The sequence below is a fragment of the Pedobacter metabolipauper genome (assembly GCF_004362715.1).
Classification (GTDB): Bacteria; Bacteroidota; Bacteroidia; order Sphingobacteriales; family Sphingobacteriaceae; genus Pedobacter; species Pedobacter metabolipauper.
Map to the genome: position 1 here is coordinate 835473 of NZ_SNYC01000004.1, position 25572 is coordinate 861044.

Below are 25572 nucleotides of genomic sequence, written 5' to 3' on the forward strand. Positions count from 1 at the left end.
ATGAGGTATTTAATAACAGGGGGATGTGGTTTCTTAGGATCCAACTTAGGTGCAAAGATCTTAAAAGATGGGGATGAACTTTTTGTATTTGATAATCTCTACAGAACTGGAACTGAGCAAAACCTTGAGTGGCTTAAGAGTTTGGGGAAATTTAAATTTTACCATTCCGATATACGTGCATACAATGATGTAGAATATGCGGTAAAAGATGCAAGGCCGGATGTCGTATTTCATCTGGCGGGCCAGGTAGCCATGACAACTTCTGTTGATAATCCAAGGTTTGACTTCGAAGTGAATGTCATGGGCGGCAATAACGTGCTGGAAGCGGTTCGAAAATATGCACCCGCAGCAATAGTTACCTATAGCTCCACAAATAAAGTATATGGCGATCTCGAATGGATTGACTACCTGGAAACAGATACCAGATTTATAGCAAAAGGCTATGAAAACGGCTTTGATGAAAAGGTACCTTTAAATTTTCAATCACCTTACGGATGCTCTAAAGGAGCAACTGACCAGTACATGCTGGATTATGCAAAGATGTTTGACCTGAATACAATCGTGTTTCGCCATTCATCCATATTCGGTGGCAGACAATATGCAACGTCAGATCAGGGCTGGATCGGTTGGTTCGTTAAACAAGCACTGGATACTAAAAGCGGAGTGCTGAAAGAACCTTTTACAATTTCAGGGACAGGTAAACAAGTTAGGGATGTATTATTTGCAGATGATTTGATCAGCTGTTATTTCTCTGCAGTTAAGAGTATTGAAAAAACAAAAGGTAAAGCTTTTAACATAGGTGGGGGAGTAAGCAATAGCTTGTCACTAATTGAGTTGTTCAGATCTCTTGAAAACACCCTTGGTGTTGAAATGAATTATAACAGACTACCGGTACGACAAAGTGATCAGCGGGTTTTTATTGCAGATATTAATAAAGCAAAAGAAGTTTTTAATTGGTCGCCATTAATTACATCAGACGCCGGCCTGAAGAAAATGATAGAATGGGTCTCGGAAAGTTAAATATATTCAGTTATAATAAATTACAAATCCATAATTCTGATGCAAAGTCCAGGAATAAAAATATATACAGGCAATTTACGGTAGCTACATTTTTGAAATTCCTATCCATAGGACTTAATTTCTTGTTGCTGCCATTGATGCTGAAGGCGTTGGGCGAAGAAAGATTTGGCGTATGGGTAACCTTGCTATCCATAACATCATGGATCGCCATGATGGATATTGGGATCGGGAATGGATTAAGGAATAAACTCTCCGAATCTTTTGCCGTAAATAATAAGGAAAATTCAAAAAGACTTGTTTCAACAGCATATATTATTTTATCTGGGATTATTGCAGTATTGATCCTCCTGGCTATAGTTTTAATATACCTGCTGGACTGGCAAAAAATATTTAACTCGACTGCAATTGCTGAAATCGATCTGAAATACACAGTAATGATTGTCTTTATTGCGATTGCATTAAATTTTGTGCTCTCTCTGGCCAATCAGATTATCAATGCACTGCAGCGAAATTCCTTAACCACATTGTCAACCATAATTGCAAACCTGCTCATGCTCGCTGCGCTGTTTATCTTTAGCCATCAGCTAAAGAATAATATCGAACTGATGGCTATAATATACAGCGTAACCTTATTGTTTTCAATTGGATTTATCTCCGTATTCTTATTTAAAGAATATGCAGAACTAATACCCAGGTTTAAATATTACGACAAGTCGGTAGTTAAAGATATTCTAAATGTAGGAGTCAAATTCTTTATCATCCAAATTGCCGGAGTGATAATTTTTACTACAGATAATTTCATAATTGCCCAGACGCTCGGACCTGCTGAAGTTTCAGGTTATAATGTTACGCTTAAAGTATATAATGCATTTGTGATGTTCTTTGGACTCATTATGGCTCCGTTTTGGTCTGCTTATACAGAAGCCTATGTCAAAAAAGAATTCAGCTGGATAAAGTCGAGAATTAAATTACAAAATAAATTGATGATAGTCCTGGTGGCCATAATAGCCCTGCTTACTTTTCTTTTTCAGCCAATCTTAAACTTGTGGATAGATACGCCCGTAAATATTCCAGCTTATTTGCCAGCATTAGGCGGTATATTTGCAATACTTTCCATTTGGAATAATATCTACGGATTTGTTTTAGGAGGAATAAATAAAATTAGGTTAGGAGCGATAGTTACCGTATTTACAGCATCAATTAATATTCCTTTAGCCATATACTTTGCAAAGCATACTGATCTGGGAAGCGGCGGTGTATTAATCAGCACCATTATTTGTCTTTCTGTTACCGCCCTGATTAGCCCATTGCAGGTCTATTATTTCATATATATGGAAAGGAAGTCCAAGTTTTTAGATAAATTACTAAGTTGATGAAAAGTGATCTTTCGATTTTTATTCCTACCTACAAAAGGAACGAGGCCTTATTTGAAACGATCAGATCGACCAGGGGCATTCAGGATATCCAGGTTATTATCTCAGATAATAATGAAGATATTAACCTTTCCAATGAAATACAGGACTTCATAAGTCAGTACGCCAATATAAAATATCATAGAAATCAGGTAAATATTGGCCTGGATAGAAATATGCTAAATTTTATTCCCTTATGTGAAACAAAGTATTGCTTGCTGCTGGGAGACGATGATGTACTAACAGAGAAATTTGCCCTCATCTTTGAACATATCGAAAACGATGCCGACTTCCTTCTGCTCAATAATACATCCCTGTCAACAGGTGTAATCCCAATAGACACCAATCGGGAAAAAGCATCGCTCTTTGAGAAAATCTGGAATAAAATGCCATTTGGAACCTTGATCATTAACGTCCAAAAGGCGCGTTTGATCAAGCAGGAACTCGAAAAATACATCGGTACTTATCATGCCTATTCAGCAGTCGTTTGGGAGATTTTATGCAGTGATCACAGCAGCAATAAAATGATCAATATACAGGAGAAGGTTATCCAATTGGGAGTCATTGATAAAAGTTGGAAACAGAGTACAGTAGAAATACATTTTGTGTCTATACCGTTGTGGTTTGGCCTGCTGCCGGAGCAATTAAACAAAACAGGGCAGCAGGTTCTGAAGTTTTTTGTAAAAAGTACCTTTAACTGGAGATTCTTCAGGCAGTTATTGAAAAATGGTCTTCTGAACAATACAAACTACAGCCGTACAGTTGGTCAGCTGCCCTTAAAATATAGATTGGTTTACCATCTCTCAAAAATCTCATTAACAGTAAAAAAATGAAGAATGAACCCCTGGTCAGTATTGTAATTCCAGCATACAACAGAGAAAAGTATATTCAGGACTGTGTCGGATCTGCATTAAATCAGACTTATCAAAATATTGAGGTGATTGTAACAGATAACTGCAGTACAGACAACACCTGGAATATACTGATCGAAATGGCATCAAAAGATGACCGCTTAAAGATCTATAGGAATGAAACCAATATCGGGCCTGTTAGAAATTGGGAAACAGCAATAAGCCGTGCAGAAGGCAAATACTCAAAGATCCTTTGGTCTGATGATTTGATGCATGTTAAATTTTTAGAACATACAGTACCTTATTTAGAAGCACATACAGATGCAGGGTTTGCTTACGGAAAAGCAAAGGTATTTACAAGTTCAGATCAGATTGAGGACGGATCAGCATCCGGTGTATTATTTAACCTTCATAAGGAAAGCGGTGTTTATTCCTCATTGGATTTTATAAAAGGAATTTTTAAGGTCGGAACTTTTGAAACAAGTTATCCATATTCACCGGCATGTGCGCTATTTAAAACGGAGCTGTTGAAGAAAAATACCGTTATTGATATAGAGAATGATTTTAATATTAATTTTTCCAAAGAAGCGATCGGAAATGACCTTTTGATGTTTCTGCTTACCGCCATTGATCTTCCCAGGTTCGCCTATGTGGATGAGGTATTGGTTTATTTCAGAAGCCACACGGAATCCATCTCCACATTGTCTTCAAATAAACTGGATCTGATTTATCACATTGTGAAATCAAAATTTCTGAATGAAAATTCTGAACTTTTTTCAAAACATGAAAGGAAGATATACAATACAATTCTGAAAAGGATGTTGCTTGCCAACCGAAACAATGGATATGGTATCTGTGATATATCGCAATTGCATAACTTTAAAGATAGTGGGTATGACAGATTTACAGTGGGCAAAGAGAACATAAAAGGCATCTTAAAAAAGATACTTGGAAGATAATAGCGAAGAACTGAATCTAATATTTAACAATATAGAACAGCAGATATGATTGAATTTTTGAGACATTTAAAGGTATATCTTGTTCAGAACTGTATTGCCCTACTGGATATATTTACTTTTCCCGGCAGCTATAAAATTGGCGGCTTTAAAATTATAGCATTAAGGTTTCTTGGAATAAAGATCGGTTCACCATCATTTATAGATTCCGGATTTAGGGCCTATAATCCTAAAAATATCAGTATAGGAAAGTCTTGCTCCTTTGGCCATTACAATAGACTATGGGCCTTTAGCCCAATTGTTATCGGCGACTATGTTCAAACGGCAATAGGCCTAACCATTGTATCGGGATCTCATCAGACAGATTCCTATGAACCATTACATGAAGGACAGCAGGTTATACTTGAAGGTGAAAACTGGATTGGGGCTAATGTAACTATAATTAGTGGGGTAACTATTGGCAGGGGAGCAATAATCGCTGCGGGTGCTGTAGTAACACGGGATATTCCTGCATATACCATTGCGGCAGGTGTACCTGCAAAAGTCATTAAAGAAAGGGTACCTTCTTCAAAGGTGCTCAGTCCATTTGGTTATTACACTCCTGAATATGAGTAGATCAATTACTTTTCTAAGCGATAATCCTCCCTTAAAACATAAAGGGTCAGGGATATCTGTTCTTCTTTATAATATATTGTGTGCTTTAGATCAAAGTTATAAATTAAATTTAATTACCTTTTGCCAGGCTGCGGGAGCAAGTGCGGCTGAGATTGTCAATGAAAATGACAAGGTTGATATTCTTGTTGCAGATCGCAGCTTAGAGAAATTCTATCCCATGCTGAGATTTGGGATACTTCAACGAACTGCTAAATGGGTGTCGTTTATCCTTTCAATACCTAAAATTTTAAGAAGATACAACCGGTCGGATAATGTATTCATCACAGTTGTTGGAGCGAGTATCATGCCGGTTTGCAAGGCTATGATCCTGATGAAATTGGCTGGAAGAGCCAAACATGGTCTGTATATCGTTGATGATCTGGAATTACTGAACCAAAAGCAAGGTAATAGGTTTGAGCTTTTTTTAATTGGGATATTCCTGAAGCGGACCATACAAAAATCTGACTTGCTGATAAACATTAGCCAGGGACTAAAGGAATTATACCTTGATAAATACAATAAGGATAGTATCGTGCTGCCTCCGCACTTTGCCAAAAGAGCACAGCTGGATCCTAAAGAATCTAAAAAAGAATTTAAATTTTTGTATACCGGGGGCTTAAACCTGCTTTACAATGATTCATTACGTTTCTTTGCATCCGTTATTGATCGAATGAACGATTCCGGTGGATATCAGTTCACTTACAAACTCGTGATACAAACATATTCAGATAAGGCGGTATTTAATGAACTTAATTTCCCATTGGCTCATGTAGTATATTCAACAAATGAAAATAGGTCGGAATTGATTAAAGTATATGAGCAATGTGAATGCTTCCTGGTTCCCTATTCCTTTGCAGAAGAGGATTTAGGAATTGTAGTCACTTCCTTTCCTCAAAAAATTGCTGAAATTATTCAGTACGGCAGAAAGATCCTGGTTTTTGGACCAGATTATAGTTCTGTTAACGGATTCTTTAAGCTGAACGGACTGAGTTATATTTGTAATGAGAAATCTGTTGAAGCATTAAGTATAGCCATAAAAAACATATCAGAAGGATATTTTGATGTTAGAACGTATTTGGAGGCATATGAGAATAATCTTTCAGCAGCAGCTATCGTTAAAGTATTTCAACGGCTAAACGAACAATTAGACAAATGAAAATAAAATTTTTGCCTCTTCAACCGAATTGCTTCGCTTTTGGCGGGTTTGAGATCCAAATCCAGAATAATTTGAAAGCCAATGAAAAAATTGGACTGGACGTATCTAAATTGGACATTTGGGACCGATCCCGGGATTTTGAAGTATTGCATTGCTGGGGGTTGGGATTGCCAAATTATGACAGCATCATGTGGGGAAAAAAAGCAAATAAAAAAGTAGTATTGTCACTGCTTCTTTATGACTACGACACCCTGCTTTCTAAAATTAAATTTAAGCTCTCCAGTTATATCGGGATCCAAAGGTATCTTTTGCAAATGCTTGCTAAAGTCGACGCCGTTTCTGTAGTCAATGAAATCCAGGCAGAAACGTGTAATTCCCTGTACAGGGTTCCTGAACATAAAATTCATATCATTCCCAACGTAGTTGATTCCGGGTACTTCAATGCCCGAATGGAATCCATCCCGGCGAATTCAGAATTTATGGACTATCTGATTGTAGTAGGTAATGTCTGTTCGCGTAAAAATCAGCTGATGCTGGCAGAAGCTTGTATAAAAAATGCGGTTAACCTGTTGATTGTTGGCAAAATAATGGATGGTGAAGAAGTTTACGGGCAAAGACTTAAAAAGCTGGTAGACCATCATGCAAATTTAAGATGGATATATGGCTTAACGGAGAACTCCAATGAATTAATCAATTATTATAAGAATGCTATAGGTTTGGTTTTGCCCAGTTCAGTTGAACAACAACCCTTATCAGCATTAGAGGCCGGGATATTGGGGAAACCTGTTTTACTTGGCAATTGTACTTACGCTAAACAGGAGATTTTCAGGAATGCCTGTTTAGTAAACCCGGCATCATTGGGCTCAGTCTCTGATGGCATAAAGCAATTGGTCCGTGATCCGGGCAATTATCTTCTGGACGAAACAAAACTAATGGACTGCCATGAAACGAATACTGCCGCCGCATATAAAAAATTATACGAAGGTTTATAACAAATGATCATAGTGAAACCGAAACCCAATCCAAAAATCACGATCATTACCGTCTGTTATAATTCGGGATCAGATTTGGAAGATACGATATTAAATGTATTGGAACTAACTGATCCTGAATTAGATTATATTATCATTGACGGTGGTTCTACGGATGGCAGCCTTAATCTGATTCATAAATATGCATCAAGATTAAAAGCATACATCAGTGAACCGGATCAGGGTATCTATGATGCCATGAATAAAGGCTGGGGCCTGGCAGATCCCGAAAGCTTTATACTTTATTTAGGTGCTGGGGATAAGATTCTGAATATGCCGGATAAGGAAAATTTTTACAACGCTGATGTCATCTTTGGAGATGTTGAGATTGGGAATAAATACCTTTTTAAATCGAAATTTAATTTTATGCTCCGGCTGGGGAATACCATCCATCATCAGGCAGAGTTTGTAAGAAAGAAAATTCATACTGATCCCCCTTTTTCATTAAAATATAAGATCTACTCTGATTTTAATTTCAATCAAAAACTATTACTCAAAAAAGTAAGGTTCATAAAAGATAATTCGTTCAGATCTTATGCGCTGGAAGGTGGCATTAGTTATGAATTCAATAATAAAGAGCCTTTAGAGATTGTAAAGGCTAACTTTGGTACAGCCCATTATTTATTAGCCAAATTGTATTACATTTACAAAAAACTGTAAAAATTGATGATGGATGATTTTATAGCTGTCATTGTTCTGTATAAAACCGCTTTAGATCGATGTACCACATTAAATTCTTTAAGGACTGCTTTAAAAAGTACGACAAGTAAATTAGATGTAGTTATATACGATAACAGTCCGAACTACCAGGAAGTTAAAGAAGATTTTTATCCGGGGCTTTCTATTACTTATGTTTCAGATCTGCAGAATTCTGGTGTTAGTAAAGCCTATAATGTTGGTTATACTATAGCTGTAGAAAAGAAGAAAAAATGGATGATCCTATTGGATCAGGATACCGATTTGCCTGTTGATGCATTTACGAAATATACTAAAGCGATAGCAGAAAACAGCAATCAGGTATTATTTGCCCCATTGATGCTTACACCTGATCAAAAAATTATTTCACCTTGTGATTTTAAATTCATGAGAGGCAGCTATGCTAAAAACTATACATATGGTATCAATAGTTTAAAAGGCCGGTCTTTGATCAATTCAGGCCTCTGTATTGCAACGCATGCATTCTCCAAAAATAACGGCTATAATGAACGGATTAAGTTAGATTATAGTGACCATGATTTTATAAGACGATTCTCTGTTCATGTTACAGATTCCTTTGTCCTCGTTGAGTTAAAGGTTATGCACCAGCTTTCAACAGATACAAGTAACACCTTTGAAAGTGATAAGACAAGATTCGATTATTATCTCGAAGGTTCCAGATATTTCCAGTTTAACTTTTCCAGTTTCTTTTTTTTAAAAAGCAATAATCTTTTAAGAGCTGCAAAACTTAGTGTACTGCATAAAAGTACCTATTTTATAAAAAAATATTTTAAATATATAGTTTCCTGATATGGACAAAAGAAGAATTGTAATTGACTGTAACCCTTTCTTTATATATGTGGTTTGTTTTTCGGTGCCTATTCTTTTATATCTGCTCGACTGGTCATATTTATATCCTAAGTTATCGGCGTCATTAATTGGCTTTTTAGGCGTTACTTTTCTGATCAGCATTGTAATTGGAGTATATGTAAATAGAAAAAGAGCATTGAGATATATGGGGACTGTAAAGAAATTAAACCTTATAAATATCTTAATCGCGATAACAATTGGTAATATAATGAACTTTATATATGAAGGTCAGATCCCATTATTTGCAATTATAAACCTGGTAACTATTGAGAAGTATGGAAGTTTTGGCCTGCCTACCTTTGGCGTTTTAATTTCAACATTAGGCAGTTTCATGACTTCCTATTTTTTCTATTATTATATAGTGACCAGGGACAAAAAATATTTATTTGCAAGTCTGTATCTCTTTATATTTCCGATACTCATATTTAGCCGGGGAACAGTTTTGCTAAACTTGTCTACGATGTTATTTGTATATTTATTTTCAATAAAAACAAACCGGTTGAAAGTATATGCACGGTTAGGTGTGTTTTTGGTGCTATTGCTGCTGGTGTTTGGTTATGCCGGAAACTTAAGGTCTAATAATCAAATGTCTAAAGAAGATTCTTCAACAGCGAGAAAGATCATGCTGGAACTTGGACAGGCAAAACCAGCATTTACCAATACGGCTATTCCACCTGAATTCTTTTGGTCTTACATATATATGTCTTCTCCATTAGCTAATTTGCAGTATAATATCAATACCTATCGTGTTGAATACAACTTTAAAAGTGCTTTCAGATATTTTAATTATGAAATTATATTTGATTCCATCTCAAAAAGAATCGGAGAACTTTTTGAGATTAAAAGGCCGTTTAATAATTTAATTGCACCTTATCTAACTGTAGGTACGATCTATTCCGGGGCATATACGGATTTGGGATGGCTGGGGATGACCTTAACTTTTTGTTCCCTGATGCTGATCGCATTTATATACGTCGCCGTTATAAAGCCATCGAACCCATATTATACGGTGGGGCTGGCGGTATTAAATACGATCATGCTCTTTAATTTATTTGATAACATGATCTCATTTACACCGCTTAGTTTTCAATTGTTGTATCCATTCATTTTTTCATTGAAATTCGGAAAGAATATAACCAGTTAATGGCCATTATAAACTATAAATAATGCATAAGAATAATTTTGATCTTTTAAGATTCATATTCTCATTCATGGTTGTGCTTGCTCATATTGGTGTGCTTACACAAGGCCGGAATACGATACCCTATCTCGGTCATATTGATTCTCATTTACCTGTTTGCGGCTTTTTTATCTTAAGCGGCTTTTTAATTGTTAGAAGCTATGAGCGCACAAAGTCACTAAAGGATTATTATATAAAAAGAGCAAGAAGGATACTTCCTGTTTATATATTGATTATTCTGGTCTGTGCATTTTCTTTTGCTTTTATCAGTACATGGAGCGCAGGAGATTATTTTGCCAATTCTGGATTCTTTAAATATCTAATCAGCAATTTAACTTTTCTTAACTTTCTTCAGCCCTGCTTGCCGGGTGTATTTGACCAGAACTATATGTGTGCAGTTAATGGATCATTATGGACACTTAAAGTTGAGGTAAGCCTTTACCTGATTATTCCTTTACTGGTTTATTTGATAAGAAAAATAAAAAAACCGATCGTCTTTCTGGCATTGGTCTATATCATTGTTTTAATCCATAATTATTTACTGCAGAAATATATTATGCCTAAAAACTTCAATCTATATTTTACACTAAGTCACCAGTTGCCCGCATTGATGACCTACTTTATCTCAGGAATGTTCCTTCATTTCTATTTTGATTGGATAATGAAACATAAAACAACCCTTTTCTTAATTGCATTGCCTATTTTTATAGTAGAATATAGTATGGGATATCAATACCTGCTTCCTATAACCCTAAGCCTGATCCTATTTTATCTGGGATATAGTACAAAATTAAAATGCTTTAATAATTTCGGTAGATTCGGAGATTTTTCATACGGCATCTACATCTTTCACTTTCCTTTAATACAACTGTTTATACATTTCGGATTTTTTGACTTTGATCAAAACAAATGGCTAAGTTTCTTTACATTATTAGGACTGGTCTTAGGTCTGGGTTTTTTTTCCTGGAATTTTATTGAAAAAAAATTCATTCTATCCAAAGCCTTACCAAATAAGAAATAAGTATAGTGGAGCAGCAAACAAAATATAAGCGATATCCTATTTCGATTTGCCTGGCAACCTATAATGGAGCGGCACATTTGAAAAAACAAATAGACACCATTCTTCCGCAACTTGATGAAGCGGACGAAATTGTAATTAGTGATGACCATTCGACCGATCATACATTGGAAGTATTAAGGTCTTTTCATGATGAAAGAATAAAAATATTTAACAACGGGAAGAAAAAAGGTCCGGTTGGAAATTTTGAGAATTCACTTCAAAAAGCAAATGGAGAGGTCATCTTTTTATGTGATCAGGATGATATCTGGTTTTCAGATAAAATTGAGAAACACATGGAAATGCATAAAGAGTACGATCTTGTTGTTTCAGATGCCATTGTAACGGATGAATTTAATGCGGTACTATTTGATTCTTTTTTTAAAGAAAGAAAATCCGGAAAAGGAATACTTCCAAATTTAATACGCAACTCCTATATCGGTTGCTGTATGTCTTTTAAAAAGGAATTGCTGAAATCCGCGTTGCCGTTTCCAAACCAAATTCATATGCACGACTGGTGGATCGGTCTGGTTGCAGAAATTAAGGGACGTATTTATTTTCTAAATGAACCGTTAATGTATTATATAAGACATACAGAAAATGCATCAAATACACTGGTTAAAACATTACCCCTGGCAGAACAGTTTAAAAATAGACTGGTACTATTAACAAATCTGATTAAACTACGGTTTTTTAAAAAATGGAGATAAATAACGATCATAAGATTGCACTGTTAATACCTACATTAAACGCAGGTATAAATTGGGAGCAATTCCTGAAAAGTGTGGACCAGCAATCGGCACAAATCACCAGAAAAATAATTTTAGATTCAGGATCAGATGACGATACCGTTATTTTGGCAAAAGAACATGGTTTTGAGGTTCAAACGATTAATAAGTCAGACTTTGACCATGGCTATGCCCGGCAGCTTTTAGCACAATTTGTAGAAGAATGTGAAATTTTAGTTTACCTGACACAGGATAGCATTTTAAGTTCAGTTGATTCTATAAGCAGGCTGGTTAGAGCATTTGATGAGGTTACTGTGGGATTGGCCTATGGAAGGCAATTGCCGCATAAAGGTGCTAAAGTGCTGGAAACGCATGCCCGTTTATTTAACTACCCGCCTGCGTCTGTGGTGAAAAAGTTAGAAGATAAGCATAGGCTGGGAATTAAAACAGCCTCGTGTTCCAATTCATTCGCAGCCTATCGTAAAACAGCATTGATGGACGTAGGGGGCTTCCCTTGTCATACAATATTTGCTGAAGATGTTATTGTTGGCGGACAGATGCTGATCAAGGGCTGGAAAATAGCCTATGTGGCTGATTCCGAAGTTTTTCATTCACATGATTATACAGTCTTAGAAGAATTTAAGCGGTATTTTGATATTGGAGTATACCATTCAACCAACCAATGGCTATTGGATGAATTTGGCAAGGCAGATGGTGAAGGCCTGAAATATTTGAAATCTGAACTGAAATATGTGTTAAGAAATAATTTGTTTGTCTTACCGAAGATGATGGCTTCAATAGCCGCAAAATTTTTAGGATACAAATTAGGCATGATGCACCGGTCACTTTCATCAAAGCAGAGAAAGCAGTTCTCCATGCATAAAAGATATTGGGATAAAAATATATAGGACCATGGATCATTTAATATTTGGCGGAGCTGGTTTTATTGGTACGCATCTTAAGATGTATATTGATAGCTTACAAATAAATGGTGACACAGTTTATAGCTATGATATCTGTAGCCATGCAGGAAACGAATCTATTTTAACAGATGTACGTAATCCTATAGATCTTAAAATTTCAAATTCTGATGCGGTGATCTATAATCTTGCTGCTATACATACTACACCAGGTCATCCAGACCATTCATATTTTGAAACCAACATATATGGAGCTGAAAACATTTGTAATTTTGCAAGGGATAATCATATTCAAACCATTGTATTTACAAGCTCAATAGCACCATATGGCGTTTCTGAAGATTTAAAGACAGAAGACTCGCTGCCGATGCCAAATACACCGTATGGGATTTCGAAATTAACAGCTGAATATATTCATAAGATCTGGCAGGCAGAAGAACCCCACATTCGCAGGTTGATTATTGTCAGACCGGGAGTAGTCTTTGGAAAATACGAAAATGGCAATTTTACAAGGCTATATCATGCTATAAAGAGCGGTTTTTTTTTCTATCCAGGCAGGAGAGATACCATTAAAGCCTCAATATATGTAAAAGATGTAGCGAGAATCTTGTATAAAGCATCAAAAAAGGAATCACCAGGGATTATCCTGCTTAACCTTACCTACTATCCGGCGCCTACAATTGAAGAGATCTGCGAGAATATAGGTGACGCAACCGGCTTGAGTGTCCCCCGGTTTCTTATTCCTGCCAGAGTCCTTAAACATGTAGCCGGAACAGTTTACTTTGGAAGTACCATGTTCGGAAAGAAAATAAATGGGATTCATCCGGAAAGGGTTAAGAAATTAATGATTTCTACAAATATTTCAGGGCTGAAATTGAGTCAATCTGAATACCGTTTACAATTTACATTAAAAGAAGCAATAGCAGATTGGTTTGACGATTGTGAACATAAAGATCTTTTTTGAATATGGCTATTTCATGCTTAAAAATACCCGAAAACGGGTATAATGTGATATAAGTGCCCTTTTTTTAAGCTAGCAAATCATTTTTGTGTACATTTGTTCAAAATATTTTAAGATAATTTATAGTATTATAAAAATATTAATGATTATTTAATTAGCAAGAACCAAACAGGCATGACATTTGTTGACTGCTTGGTAATAAACTTCTTCTATTATTTGAATAACAACAATTGATAACGCCTATGCCGCACCGGTACTCAAAATATCTTTCCTTAATCGTTTACATCAGTGATCTTCTCCTTTTAAATATATCTATATTAATACCCAGTATCTTTCATTTTGACGGGGAATGGATCAATTCAACAGAGTATTTGTTGTTCCTGGTATCAAATGTTACCTGGATCGGGCTATCCCTGCTGACAAAAAATTATAAGATTCACAGACCTTTGGTATTGTCCAACAATATCAATAAATATACAATGACCATTACTTACTATGTGGCGTTGTTGTTCTGTTTTTTATACTTGTCCCGTAGCTTTGAAATATCCAGGGAAGTATTACTGTCCCATCTCACCTTATTCTTTGTCCTAAGTGTTGTACAGCGTTCTGTGATCTTCTTTATTTTAGATTATATCCGGAAGAAGGGGTTTAACCACAGACGTGTACTGATTATAGGGAATAAGAATATTGCTCAGCGGCTTAAGCTTTCCTTTGGCAGACACCCGGAATATGGATATGACATTTGTGGATTCATTTCCGAGAAAGGTCTGAAAGGATACAATGCGGAACAATTGATGAATATGGTTAAAATGAGACGCATTGATGAACTTTACGTGTGTAATGTAGATGTATTCAATGCTTCTGGCGACATTCAGGATTTCTTTCATGCAAACCGGTCAGTGATTAAACTGGTTTCTGATCTGCAGATTGACATGAATCAGGCAGAACTGGTTCATTATAATGATTTCCCTGTCTTTCGGTTATTGCCGCACACGGCCCAGAGCCTGAAGATCCGCTTATTGAAAAGAGGGTTTGACCTTGGTTTTTCATCTGTTGTGATGCTCTGCGGTATGCCTGTATTTCTTTTGATCAGCCTGGTTACAAAAGCAACATCGGCAGGGCCTGTTTTTTACCGGCAGCAGCGAATTGGCCGTAATGGAAAGCCTTTCTTTATCTACAAGTTCAGGAGCATGCATGTGGATGCCGAAAAATTCGGTCCGCAGCTATCCAAAGATAATGATCCAAGGATCACTACCTGGGGCATGATCATGCGTAAAACACGTTTGGATGAACTGCCTCAGTTCTATAATGTGTTTCTTGGGCACATGTCTGTTGTAGGTCCAAGACCTGAGCGTCAGCATTTCATTGAGCAAATTCTTGAAAAAGCCCCCCAGTACTATAAATTGCTTTCGATCAAGCCAGGAATCACCTCTATCGGCCAGATTAAATATGGTTATGCAGAAAATGTTGATCAAATGGTAGAACGGATGGAATTTGATCTGGTTTATTTGGGTAAATTAAAGCTCAGAACGGATGTCAATGTGATTTTGGATACTGTTCGCGTCATGGTTGCAGGCAAAGGAAAATAGCTCTTGTAAATCAATCATTAAGATATTGGTTTTTTATCTTAAATTCGCCGCTGTATCCTTATACCCATATATTAAATGAAAGTAGAAGAAACTAAACTGAAAGGTTGTTTTATTATTGAGCCGACCGTGTTCAAAGATAGCAGGGGTTATTTTTTTGAAAGCTTTAATCAGCCTAAGTTTGAAGAATTAACCGGTCAGTCTGGCAATTTTGTTCAGGACAACCAAAGCGCCTCTACTTATGGAGTTGTTCGTGGTCTGCACTATCAGGCTGGAAAATACGCCCAGGCTAAACTGGTTCGTGTATTAGAAGGTTCAGTGCTGGATATTGCGGTAGATCTGCGATATGGGTCTGAGACCTATGGTCAATGGATTTCTGTAGAACTGACAGCAGAAAATAACCTGCAGCTGTACATTCCCCGCGGAATGGCTCATGGATTTTCTGTATTATCAGAAACTGCCGTCTTTGCGTATAAATGTGATAATGTATACAATAAGCAAAGTGAAGCGGGCATTCGCTATAATGATCCGGATCTTGGAATTGACTGGGGAATTCCTGCAGAAAAGATGAGTTTGTCAGAAAAAGACTTGGAACTTGATTTTTTTAATCTGAAAAGAACAAGCCTGTAATTATAAGCAATTGAAAATACTAGTATTGGGTGCATCCGGCCAGTTGGGTCAATGCCTGAAAGCCGTAGCCGTAAAAAGAAATATCGATCAACTGGATTTTCCTGAAGAAGGAACAGGTAATATCATTGATCTTGAAAAGCTCAGACTGTTATTTGAAGCAAAGAAACCTCAATATGTAATCAATTGTGCGGCTTACACCGCTGTTGACCGAGCAGAAGACGAGATCGAATCCTGCAGGGCTGTCAATAAAACCGGTGCGATGAATGTTGCGGTTCTATGTAAAGAATTTGGTGCGGTACTCATCCACATCTCCACGGATTTCGTTTTTAAGGGAGACCGTTCTGAACTGTTAACAGAAAATGACCCAACAGATCCCATCAGCATTTACGGCTTAACCAAACTGGAGGGAGAACAGGAAATTATCCGCGTTCTTCCAGAACATTATATCCTGCGTACCAGCTGGCTGTATTCGGAATTCGCAAATAACTTTGTAAAGACCATGCTTAAGCTCGGTGCAGACCGGGATGAGTTAAATATCATCGCCGATCAGATCGGAACGCCTACCTATGCTATAGATCTTGCAGGCGCAATCTTTGACGTCATTGATTCGGGCAAAGCCGAATATGGCGTATATCACTATAGCAATGAAGGTGCAATCTCCTGGTTTGACTTTGCCAAAGCTATTTTTGAACTCAGTCAAACCAGGGTGAAAGCAAATCCAATTCCTACTTCACAATACCCGACCAAAGCAACCCGTCCGAAGTTCTCTGTTATGGATAAAACGAAGATCAAAACTACCTTTGGTTTGGAAATCCCGTATTGGAGAGATAGTTTAAAAGAATGTTTGCGTCAATTAGAAGCCGGTCTGCAATCTTAACGTAACCGGGGCAAATAGAAGGAATCTACAGGTACGCCTGCATAGTCTGCCAGTTCCTGTTTGGTAATGGCCTGGTGTTTCCCCTTATTTAGGAATTTTCTTAAATTATTTAGGTATCGCTGGCAAGACCTGTTACTTTGATGGCTCATTACCAGCTTGACATCGTCTGCGATCACAAACGCCCTTTCTTTTTTCATGTTTTTGATTTAATTAACAATAGCGATTATTGGGAATAGAAATGAAATTCAGATTAATAACCCTTACTTTCTTATAGATAAGATGTCGTTTTAAGGCAATTTGAATAAATCGTTTCGTCATTTATTTGTCATTTAATGCGCCAAAATTGAATTTTTTAAGCAAAAAACGCCAAAAATGGCTAAAAGCGCCAAATCGGTATTAAAGCGCCAAACACAAAAAATTATCTCTATTATTTTTTATACGTTTGATTTGAAAATCAGTTAGTTATCTATTTTTAATGGTTATTTACAGCTGTTTAATGTTCAAATCAAAATCAATGAAAAAAAATCATTTAGAGCAAAAAAAGATTAGTCTGGGTTCGACTTCGCTTCGGGTCCGCTTCGGGTCGGCTTGCACTCTTCTTGCACTCCGCTTGCGGTCTGCTTCGGGTCTGCTTCGGGTCTTGTTCTGCTATTGGGGTGTGAGACACGGTTCAGACCCATATCTGATGGAAAATTTAGAACAGCCGGCAGTAGTACCGGATCTACCACTTTTTTACCCCATCATAAATCAACTATCAATCATAACCTTTAAAAACAACAACTATGGCAATCATTAGAAATGGAATTTTTGGCGCGATCTCTGGCAAAATAGGTTCAGTTGTAGGTTCGATGTGGAAAAGCATTGCTACAATCAGAGGTGCACCTAAAAAGAAAACCAAAAAACAGAAGAAGAAGAAACCGATGAGCCTGGCTCAGATTGCGAATCAGGAGAAGTTTAGGTTCGTTTCTCAATTCCTTGTCCCTTTTCACCGGTTCATCAATACCGGGTATTTGAATCTGTCTAACGAGCAGACAGAGATCAATCTGGCTCATGCAGCGACTTTTCATGATGCCGTATTGGGCGTTCATCCAGACCTGAGCATAGATTATTCGAAAGTGCAGATCAGCAAAGGTAAGCTGGCGCCACTACAGGATTTGTCCGGTATGCTTGTAGATCAGCGTATCCTCTCATTGAACTGGACCATGTCTTATGATTTTGGAGCCAGTTTTGACGATCAGCTAATAGTTGCCATCTATTGTCCGGAACTGCATGACACCGATGGGTTTATTGGAGGCACTACCCGGGCTATGCAGAAATGCAGCTTTAGCTTTAAAAGAAAGTTTGAAGGCAAGATCCTCCATGTGTATGTCGGTCTGATTTCATTAAACCGTAAAAAAATAGCAAATAGCTTTTATTTAAATATTCCTAATCCACTTAATCATCAACTATTATGAGAACACCTACTACCACTACATTGCGGGATCTTATTGTGAATGAGATGAACGTAGAAAAACACACCATGACCCCGGAAGAGATCGGGCTGCATTGTCAAACCTTGCCGGTAATCCAGGAAGAAATGTTTAAAATCCTGGATTTCTTTCGCAGGAGTATTTTTAATCGGGAGATGGTGCGACGGCAGATCCATCAAATTCAAACGGAATGTGCCGGCCTGATCAATGCACTCGATAGGTATACCAATTTGCCGGAACTCATGCAGCCCTTAAAGACGGCAGTTATGAAGTGCCTGGATGAAATCTCTCAGAAGCTGGATACTGATTTTGAGACTTACCTGAATCTGGACATACGCATGCCGCTAATTTACCTGCGGGGTATCCAGGCTGAGATCCAGTCGGATATTGCTATGGTTAGTGCAGGATTTAAAAAGCATGGTGCCGATCCAAAGCTTCAGGCAATTATCCTCGAAAGTATAACTGACGTGGCCAAAGCCATTCAGGTAGAAAATTATCGGGTCAGGTATGTTAAAAGCCTGCAGTATTCGTTAATCTCCCTTTGTAACAGGGCTTCGAACCACGAGATCAATAATGATCTGTGTGAACTGTTATTGACGCTAAACTATAACCCCGATGCCTTTGTCAAATACTATCGGAGCCGGATTACCCGGGAACTGTCAGAGATCTATGAGTTAAAGGAGCAATTTAATTATTTATATCTCGAGGAAAAAATGCTGGATAGTCATCCGATGCGTAAATACAAGCTGGCTTTTGACAGATCACGCAAGAAGGCAAGAGAGATCCTGATTTTATTTGTACGTGCCGAGCTGAGCTATCTGCAGAAAAGGGAAAGTATCCTGCACCCGGATCCGGTAACCATGCCGGTAGTCGTAAATCCGGTGGCTTACAGTCCGCGCCCGGGAAGCAGCTATAAGATCCGGTTCTCGCTTTCTGTGGATGCATTGGCTTACCTGATCAGATTAATGATCCAGGCTAAGGTCATCGAGTCTGGTGTGCGGACAGAATTGCTGAGCTTTATTGCAGGATGCGTACAGACTCCCGGGATAGGAAGCAATGGCATCTCCCCAACCAGCCTGGGGGTTAAATATAAGCAGGTAGTGCAGTCTACCGCAAACCAGATACGTGCCGCATTAAAAAGAATGCTGCACATTCTGGATACGGAATTTCCATTGGAGCGGTGAATCGGAGGTTCATAAATCCGAATGTTGCCGATAGTTGAAAAGAGAGGTCGACTATCGAAGATCCCGGGGTATAGGCCACGGGATTTACCCGTTTTTATTAAATATAAAACCGGTTAGGAATTAGGCCGGTAACATTAAAGTACCGGTTAATGACCCTTAATCTTACTTTTTAATAATCGTAAATAAGAACGGCGGATCTTCCATGCCCTTTTTAGGTCGCCACTGCTGATGCTGGTATAAGATTTGGCCCATTGGGCATTCAAATAGGTTTTCCAAAGTGAATAGCCATTGTGTAAAAAGCGACCGCCAATATCCCATGGTTTAGGAGATCCCAAATAGTGAATGATCATGCGATCGGAAACATTTGGCCTTGACTTACCTGCATACCATGGACAGTTATAGTTCTTGGGCAAATAAGCAAATTCATTATTAAAGACGGCATTCAGTAAGGTTTGATCGTGTGACACCAAGTCATTGGGATACTTTTTGGCAATGGATAAGCACTGTTCTTTATACTTGTTCTTTCTCCAGAGCTCAAGATCAAATAAGAGCACGCCGGAATTGAAATAATTTGAATCCAGTGATAAGCCGAGTTTGTTAACCAGGAATGGGTGATCTAAAGCATGTCTCAGCGTTGATCCGGAAACAACTGCTACAGCCTTATTTTGGAGGTCAAAATCTGTCAGTTCAAGAACATCCAATTCAATGATCAGGTCGGCATCCAGATATAATACACGTGCTTCAGTCTGTAAAAGTTCGGGAAGCAGCAAACGGCCATAGGCAGTCCAGTCACCATGAAGGGAGGCAAATCCTCCAAATTCCTTTACCGGATCAAAATCTATAATATGGTATGCTCCCTTAAAATCCTCTTCTATCAATAACCTGGCGATTGCATCTTTATCTTTTTGCTCAAAACCGGCACATAAGAGCCAGATGGTCAGACGGCTTGATTTTGTACAATTACGGATGACAGAAGAAAGTGTTGGCCCTAAACCGGCCAGGGCTAAGCGATTAATACAAAATGCAATATTCATTGATGATGGTTTTGTTTATATAGGCACCTACAAGCGCCAGGTCACGTCTGATCTCAATACTTTTGCCGGATTCCCACCAATTAAAGAATTGGATGTTGTAAAAATACCCCGTACAACAGAATCCGCAGCAATGATAGAATTGTCAGGGATGGTAGTTCCTTTATAAATATGGACATTACAGCCGATCCATACATTATTGCCGATATGGATCGTATTGTCTGTTTCTTTCTTGTCAGGATAAGATATGTGGTGAATATCACTATCTAAAAACTGACAGTTCCAGGCAATGATGGTGTCATCACCAATGGTTAGCCCATGACTGATGTTGATTTGAGTGTCATTATTCATGTATCCATTCTTACCAATATGAACCACTGCATTTTTACGGATATAAATTCTGCAGCCCCTTCCAATAGAATATTTACCGGTTAGGTTTAATTTTCCCTCTACATTGACCACGGTTTTATCGGATGGATGACTGTGGCCGGTATTGTTAATGCCGATGGTAAGCTGGTGGTTTGTGTTAATCTGGTTAACACCATATAATTTTGCACCATGATGCACAAAAAAAGTTTTCTTATAGAATACTTTATATTTTATATAACTAAATAATAAGAGTACGAAGGAACTTTTTGTCTGCTTACAGCGCTTATAAACGTACCTCAAAGTTTTCATAAAGATTTAGGGTTTTTAATATAATGACTATAAATATATAACAATAGTAATGATTTTTAAAGGATCTCACTAATGTTAGGTCATTCACCAGGAATATCAGGAATAAAATCTATGTATAACAGGTAATTTAATAAGGTTTTATTATTAAATCAATATTAAATAAAGAACATTTCTTGTTTCTGTGAAGGAAATAATGAATGTTCTTTACTAATCATAAGGCAAATTAAAAGTATATTTACTCTTGTAGGTTTTATGTTTACTGGTTTTATAACTATTTTTGAGGAAAATTAAATAATATGAGGTCATTGGAGTGATTTCAGAAATAATAATTCTATATTTATGACTCTATGTTCAAACGATTAGGGGTTCTTGTAATTTTATTTTTTAGTATAGTTTTATCGTCTTCTTGCGGTAAAACCCAGAAAACGGTATATTTTTCTGATTTGGATTCAAGCAAAGTGAGGCAGTTAAATGCCGCTGCTTTTAATGGCCAGTTAATCCAGCCCGATGACATTTTAAACATTACCATACAAACTGTGGATCCTGCGGCAACAACGGTAGTCAATCAAACACCTGCAGCTGCTTCATCAGGAGCAAGTGATGGGATATCAGCAATCAATGGATTCCTGGTTGATGAAGACGGAAATGTTGAAGTACCCGTATTGGGTGTAGTTAAGTTATCAGGAATGACGACTACAAAGGCAAGGGGCGTGATTCGTTCAATAGCCGCCAGATATTATAAAAATCCTACTGTTCAGGTTCGTTTCTCTAATTTTAAAATAACCGTACTTGGTGAAGTAAATAAGCCTGCTTCATATACGATGCCTAACGAAAAGGTAACAGTCCTTGATGCTATTGCATTTGCAGGCGACTTAACCATATATGGAAAAAGAGATAACATACTATTGATCCGGGATAATGGTGACAAAAAAGATGTCATACGGATTAACCTGAATTCCTCTGATCTAATCAGTTCACCTTACTTTAATTTAAAGCAAAATGATGTGATCTATGTAGAGCCAAACAAAGCAAGGATTGCTGTAAACTCTGCTCCAACGCGGCAGTTAATTACAATGACCTTGTCCATTGTTGCAGTGGTAATTACGATTTTAAGCAGATTTTAGTTAGTATTAAGGAATGAGTAACGGAAAAAATATCCAGGAGGAACTTTTTAAAAAGCAAAATAATTTAAATGTTAAATACCTGGCGTATAAAATATTAGACAATTGGTATTGGTTTCTGCTATCAATAATCCTTTGCCTGAGTCTTTCATTTCTATATTTAAGATATACTACACCTATCTATAAAACAACGGCTGATATATTGATCACTGCCGATGAAAAAACAGGAGCAGGACAAGATGAACTTGCCAGGGCATTGGGTGGTTTGCCGGCAATTTCCAGTACCATTGAGTCGGAAATCCAGATTCTGAAGACTAAAGATTTAATGGGAAGTGTAGTTCGTGAATTGAAGTCGTATATCACCTATTATCACAATGGGCAGCTTCGTTCTGTTGATTTATACAAAGATGCACCATTTCATCTGAACATATTAAGTTCACCTGACAGCATTAGGGGTGGGTCTTTTGATGTGCGTGTAAAAAAAAATAAGCTGACATTATCTAATGAAAGATATAAAAAAGAAGTTGGTTTTAACCAGACTTTTGAGATTCCGGGTATAGGAACCGTGAAATTTGAAAGGGGTGCAGGAGACGCAGATCCGAATTCGGTCTATACGATTAATGTATCGAGTATTAGGCAGACTGCCGGATTGTTTGTTTCTAAGCTGCAAATTCTGATGCCGGTTAAGCAGGTTAATATCCTGTCCTTGAATTTCACCTATGAAGTGCCTGCTAAGTCTGAAGATATTTTGAATAAACTAATCGAAGTATATATCAAAGGGAAATTAACTGATAAAAATCAGATCGCTGACAGTACGATTTCCTTTATTGAAAGCCGGTTAAAATTTGTTGGTAAAGAGTTAAGTACAATCGAGGAAGAGGTCCAGGCCTTTAGACAAGACCACAAAATCACTGATATTACCGCGCAATCCGGTATGTTAATGTCTGCTTCAAGCGAAAACGTACAACAACTTGCCACAGTAGAAACTCAGCTTAATATTTTAAATTCAATTGAGCAGTATTTAAAAAATTCCAATACCAGTCAAAAAGTAGTTCCAAGCGGCGCGCTGTTGAATGATCCGAATTTTAATGAACTGGTGAATACTTATAACAGGATCGTTCTGGAGAAAGAGAAAAGCAGCCTGAGTCAGATGGAAGAAAACCCATATATGGAAAATTTGAATGTTCAGATTGGCCGTGCCCGGGCAAATATGCTAACCGGACTAAAAAGCTTAAGAAGTAATTTATCAATATCAAGGGACAACCTCCTATCCCGTTCCGGAACTATTGCTGGTCAGGTTCGTGACATTCCTGCATTAGAACGTGCCTTTTTAGACCTCACCCGTCAACAGCAGATTAAACAGGAATTGTATGTATTTTTACTACAGAAGAAAGAAGAAACGGCGATTTCCAAGACCTCAAACAGTTCAAATTGTAAAGTAATTGAACCACCGGCTTCTTTTGGCCCGATCAGTCCAAACCGAAGTAACGTATTCGGGTATGGGTTTATTTTAGGGATATTTATTCCACTGGGTATCATTCTTTTAAAAGATAAATTTAATAATAAAGTTGCATTTAGACAGGATATTGTCAGTCATACCGATGTGCCTGTTATTGCAGAGATAGGAAACAGCAATTCTGATGTGCAGGCCATGGTTGTTGGAGAAGGATCGCGAACAACGATTTCTGAACAATTCAGAGGATTAAGGACAAATCTGTCATTTTTTCTTCAGGAACATGAAAAGGCCATTTTGCTAACATCGAGTATGTCTGGAGAAGGTAAATCCTTTATTTCACTGAATCTGGCGGCTGTATTGGCTATTTTAGGGAAGAAGGTTGTGGTGATGGAAATGGATCTTAGAAAGCCGAAGATCATAAAAAACCTGAATCTAACCCAGGAGATTGGTTTTACCAACTATGTCGTTAAGCCTGAGATAAGTTGTCAAAGTATCATCATCCCTTCCGGCGTTCATGAAAATGTATTTATAGTAAGTTCAGGGAATATCCCACCAAATCCTACTGAGATTATTTTAAATAAGCGTACCGATCAGCTGATGGATTACCTGAAGGAAAATTTTGATCACATTATTATTGATGCTCCTCCAATTGGAATGGTAACAGATGCGCAATTGCTTAGTAAGTATGCGGACCTGACATTATATGTAGTCCGCCAGGACTATACTTATAAAGACCAGCTAAGTATTCCACAGGAAATCCATTCCAATAAAAAAGTGAAAAAGATAGCTATACTTTTTAACGACGTGAAAAGCAGTGCAAGATATGGCTATGGCTATGGTTATGGATACGGCTACGGTTATGGTCAGTATGATGCTGATCATCCTTCAAAAAAAAGAGGCTTCTTTCATAAAATATTCTCAAAATTTAATTAAAAACATAAGTGGTATGCTTATTTCAAAAACACAGGTTAAACACAGGCTTAGAAATATTCAGCAGCGAATCTTACCGGTTACTGTAGGTGTAATAGGAGGGTATCATGGAGGTAATCTGGGTGATATGGCGCTTGGTGCGTCTGTGATTTACGCGCTGCAGGAAAAAAAAATCAGCTCTGGACTTCAAACCATCTATAATATAAGTAAATGGCCTCAATCAAAGTTTGCTATCGTTGGCGGAGGAGCTGTGGGTTATATCGATTCATTAACTAAGGTAGCCCATCGTTATAAGGGCAATTTTGAAAAAGTAGCATTGCTTGGTGTAGATTTTAATGAAAAAAATTATTCTGATGAATGTATTGATCTGATCAGAAATGCAGCTTATGTAAGTGGAAGAAGCCAGGAACAAGCCGAAAGGTTAACTTTGATCTCGGGCAGGACCGATATAAAATATCATCCGGATATTGCATTTTCTTTATACAGGGATTTTTGCCTGAAGAACAGAGAAAAAAGAACGCAAAAAACCGGAAAGAAATTAATGGTAAATGTAGTTCCTCTATATGGGAAAATGGAGAATGGGAACATTGTTCCTTCCGAACAATACCGTTCTGAAAGACCTGAGCTGTATGCATCTTTTGAAAAAATGCATGCCTCCTATAAAAAGTTAGTTCGGGATATTGTGATCAAGGCAGCTTCTGAAGGTTTTGAAGTCGAAACAATTTCCTTTACACCTCAGGATGGAGAATATGCCAGGCTGATCCTGGAAGGACTTGCTGAAGTGAGACACCTGGATTATCAATCTGATCCTTATAAAATGATTAAACACATGTCTGGTGCCAGTATGGTCCTTGCCACAAGGTATCATGCTACGATATTTGCATTGAAATTGGGAATTCCATTATTTCCAGTTGCTTATGCAGTTAAGAATGAGTTGCTTTTACAAGAATTAGGGGTCAATAGGGCAGCTTTCTTATCTACCGGAGATTTAGCAAATGGATTAGATCTGATGACAGAACCGGTAACTGTAGACCCGGAAAAAATAGGAAATTACGAAATGACCAGCCAGGCAGCAATCAATGAATCAATTGCTGCTTTAAAAGTCCTTGGCTAATCTT

General features: G+C 37.5%; 25 protein-coding genes. 22 read left to right on the forward strand and 3 right to left on the reverse strand.

Translation table 11 applies throughout. The features are described from left to right. From ATK78_RS10325 to rfbD, 17 genes are all read left to right on the forward strand, one after another. Positions 1-1020: a GDP-mannose 4,6-dehydratase gene (locus ATK78_RS10325; protein WP_133576005.1), complete on the forward strand. Its 1020-nt coding sequence runs from the start codon at positions 1-3 to the stop codon at positions 1018-1020. Next, positions 1002-2393 (forward strand): MATE family efflux transporter, encoded by a 1392-nt coding sequence (locus tag ATK78_RS10330; RefSeq protein WP_133576006.1) that lies wholly within the window; start codon positions 1002-1004, stop codon positions 2391-2393. The genes ATK78_RS10325 and ATK78_RS10330 overlap by 19 nt, the downstream gene beginning before the upstream one ends. Beyond that, on the forward strand, positions 2393-3265 hold the full coding sequence (locus ATK78_RS10335; protein WP_133576007.1) for a glycosyltransferase: 873 nt from the start codon (positions 2393-2395) through the stop codon (positions 3263-3265). The genes ATK78_RS10330 and ATK78_RS10335 overlap by 1 nt, the downstream gene beginning before the upstream one ends. After that, positions 3262-4242, forward strand: coding sequence for a glycosyltransferase family 2 protein (locus ATK78_RS10340; protein WP_133576008.1), 981 nt, complete (start codon positions 3262-3264; stop codon positions 4240-4242). Before ATK78_RS10335 ends, ATK78_RS10340 begins: the two co-directional genes overlap by 4 nt. A 45-nt stretch (positions 4243-4287) precedes the next feature. Continuing rightward, positions 4288-4854 carry an acyltransferase gene (locus ATK78_RS10345; RefSeq protein ID WP_133576009.1) on the forward strand — a complete coding sequence of 189 codons (567 nt, stop codon included), beginning with the start codon at positions 4288-4290 and terminating at the stop codon, positions 4852-4854. Next, positions 4847-6049, forward strand: coding sequence for a glycosyltransferase family protein (locus ATK78_RS10350; RefSeq protein ID WP_133576010.1), 1203 nt, complete (start codon positions 4847-4849; stop codon positions 6047-6049). Before ATK78_RS10345 ends, ATK78_RS10350 begins: the two co-directional genes overlap by 8 nt. Beyond that, on the forward strand, positions 6046-7041 hold the full coding sequence (locus tag ATK78_RS10355) for a glycosyltransferase family 4 protein (protein WP_133576011.1): 996 nt from the start codon (positions 6046-6048) through the stop codon (positions 7039-7041). The genes ATK78_RS10350 and ATK78_RS10355 overlap by 4 nt, the downstream gene beginning before the upstream one ends. A gap of 3 nt (positions 7042-7044) precedes the next feature. Further along, complete coding sequence (locus ATK78_RS10360) at positions 7045-7740, forward strand: glycosyltransferase (RefSeq protein ID WP_133576012.1); 696 nt, start codon at positions 7045-7047, stop codon at positions 7738-7740. 6 nt (positions 7741-7746) lie between these two features. Further along, positions 7747-8586, forward strand: coding sequence for a glycosyltransferase (locus ATK78_RS10365; RefSeq protein WP_133576013.1), 840 nt, complete (start codon positions 7747-7749; stop codon positions 8584-8586). Between the two features lies 1 nt (position 8587). Beyond that, positions 8588-9790 (forward strand): hypothetical protein, encoded by a 1203-nt coding sequence (locus tag ATK78_RS10370; RefSeq protein WP_133576014.1) that lies wholly within the window; start codon positions 8588-8590, stop codon positions 9788-9790. Between the two features lie 22 nt (positions 9791-9812). Further along, positions 9813-10847, forward strand: a complete 1035-nt coding sequence (locus ATK78_RS10375) for an acyltransferase family protein (protein WP_133576015.1) — start codon at positions 9813-9815, stop codon at positions 10845-10847. Positions 10848-10852: 5 nt separating this feature from the next. Beyond that, entirely contained in the window at positions 10853-11593 is a 741-nt protein-coding gene (locus ATK78_RS10380) for a glycosyltransferase family 2 protein (protein ID WP_208112339.1), read from the forward strand. After that, positions 11584-12519, forward strand: a complete 936-nt coding sequence (locus tag ATK78_RS10385; RefSeq protein WP_133576016.1) for a glycosyltransferase — start codon at positions 11584-11586, stop codon at positions 12517-12519. The genes ATK78_RS10380 and ATK78_RS10385 overlap by 10 nt, the downstream gene beginning before the upstream one ends. Positions 12520-12523: 4 nt before the next feature. Beyond that, positions 12524-13495 (forward strand): NAD-dependent epimerase/dehydratase family protein, encoded by a 972-nt coding sequence (locus ATK78_RS10390; RefSeq protein WP_133576017.1) that lies wholly within the window; start codon positions 12524-12526, stop codon positions 13493-13495. A gap of 239 nt (positions 13496-13734) precedes the next feature. Continuing rightward, positions 13735-15081, forward strand: a complete 1347-nt coding sequence (locus ATK78_RS10395) for a sugar transferase (RefSeq protein ID WP_133576018.1) — start codon at positions 13735-13737, stop codon at positions 15079-15081. Positions 15082-15156: 75 nt separating this feature from the next. Then, on the forward strand, positions 15157-15708 hold the full coding sequence (rfbC, locus tag ATK78_RS10400; RefSeq protein WP_133576019.1) for a dTDP-4-dehydrorhamnose 3,5-epimerase: 552 nt from the start codon (positions 15157-15159) through the stop codon (positions 15706-15708). Between the two features lie 10 nt (positions 15709-15718). Next, a complete protein-coding gene (gene rfbD / locus ATK78_RS10405) occupies positions 15719-16585 on the forward strand; it encodes a dTDP-4-dehydrorhamnose reductase (RefSeq protein WP_133576020.1) in 867 nt (288 codons plus the stop codon). On the opposite strand, the gene ATK78_RS10410 is transcribed toward rfbD, so the two are convergent. After that, a complete protein-coding gene (locus ATK78_RS10410; RefSeq protein WP_133576021.1) occupies positions 16582-16782 on the reverse strand; it encodes a hypothetical protein in 201 nt (66 codons plus the stop codon). The genes rfbD and ATK78_RS10410 overlap by 4 nt on opposite strands. A 585-nt stretch (positions 16783-17367) precedes the next feature. Between ATK78_RS10410 and ATK78_RS10415 the strand changes: the two genes are divergently transcribed. Together ATK78_RS10415 and ATK78_RS10420 are read left to right on the forward strand one after the other, a co-directional pair. Further along, positions 17368-18039 (forward strand): DUF6266 family protein, encoded by a 672-nt coding sequence (locus ATK78_RS10415; RefSeq protein ID WP_133576022.1) that lies wholly within the window; start codon positions 17368-17370, stop codon positions 18037-18039. Continuing rightward, on the forward strand, positions 18036-19238 hold the full coding sequence (locus ATK78_RS10420) for a hypothetical protein (RefSeq protein WP_133576023.1): 1203 nt from the start codon (positions 18036-18038) through the stop codon (positions 19236-19238). Before ATK78_RS10415 ends, ATK78_RS10420 begins: the two co-directional genes overlap by 4 nt. Before the next feature lie 146 nt (positions 19239-19384). Here ATK78_RS10420 and ATK78_RS10425 read toward each other — a convergent pair whose 3' ends face one another. Further along, entirely contained in the window at positions 19385-20272 is an 888-nt protein-coding gene (locus ATK78_RS10425; protein ID WP_133576024.1) for a glycosyltransferase family 8 protein, read from the reverse strand. 27 nt (positions 20273-20299) lie between these two features. After that, positions 20300-20947 (reverse strand): acyltransferase, encoded by a 648-nt coding sequence (locus tag ATK78_RS10430; protein WP_133576025.1) that lies wholly within the window; start codon positions 20945-20947, stop codon positions 20300-20302. Between the two features lie 443 nt (positions 20948-21390). Here ATK78_RS10430 and ATK78_RS10435 point away from each other — a divergent pair, with 443 nt between their 5' ends. The 3 genes from ATK78_RS10435 to ATK78_RS10445 are packed head-to-tail and all read left to right on the forward strand — an operon-like array spanning position 21391 to position 25568. Continuing rightward, entirely contained in the window at positions 21391-22071 is a 681-nt protein-coding gene (locus ATK78_RS10435; protein ID WP_243732494.1) for a polysaccharide biosynthesis/export family protein, read from the forward strand. A gap of 13 nt (positions 22072-22084) precedes the next feature. Further along, positions 22085-24457, forward strand: a complete 2373-nt coding sequence (locus ATK78_RS10440; protein ID WP_133576027.1) for a GumC family protein — start codon at positions 22085-22087, stop codon at positions 24455-24457. A gap of 13 nt (positions 24458-24470) precedes the next feature. Then, positions 24471-25568, forward strand: coding sequence for a polysaccharide pyruvyl transferase family protein (locus tag ATK78_RS10445; RefSeq protein ID WP_166664856.1), 1098 nt, complete (start codon positions 24471-24473; stop codon positions 25566-25568). Positions 25569-25572: the final 4 nt, after the last annotated feature.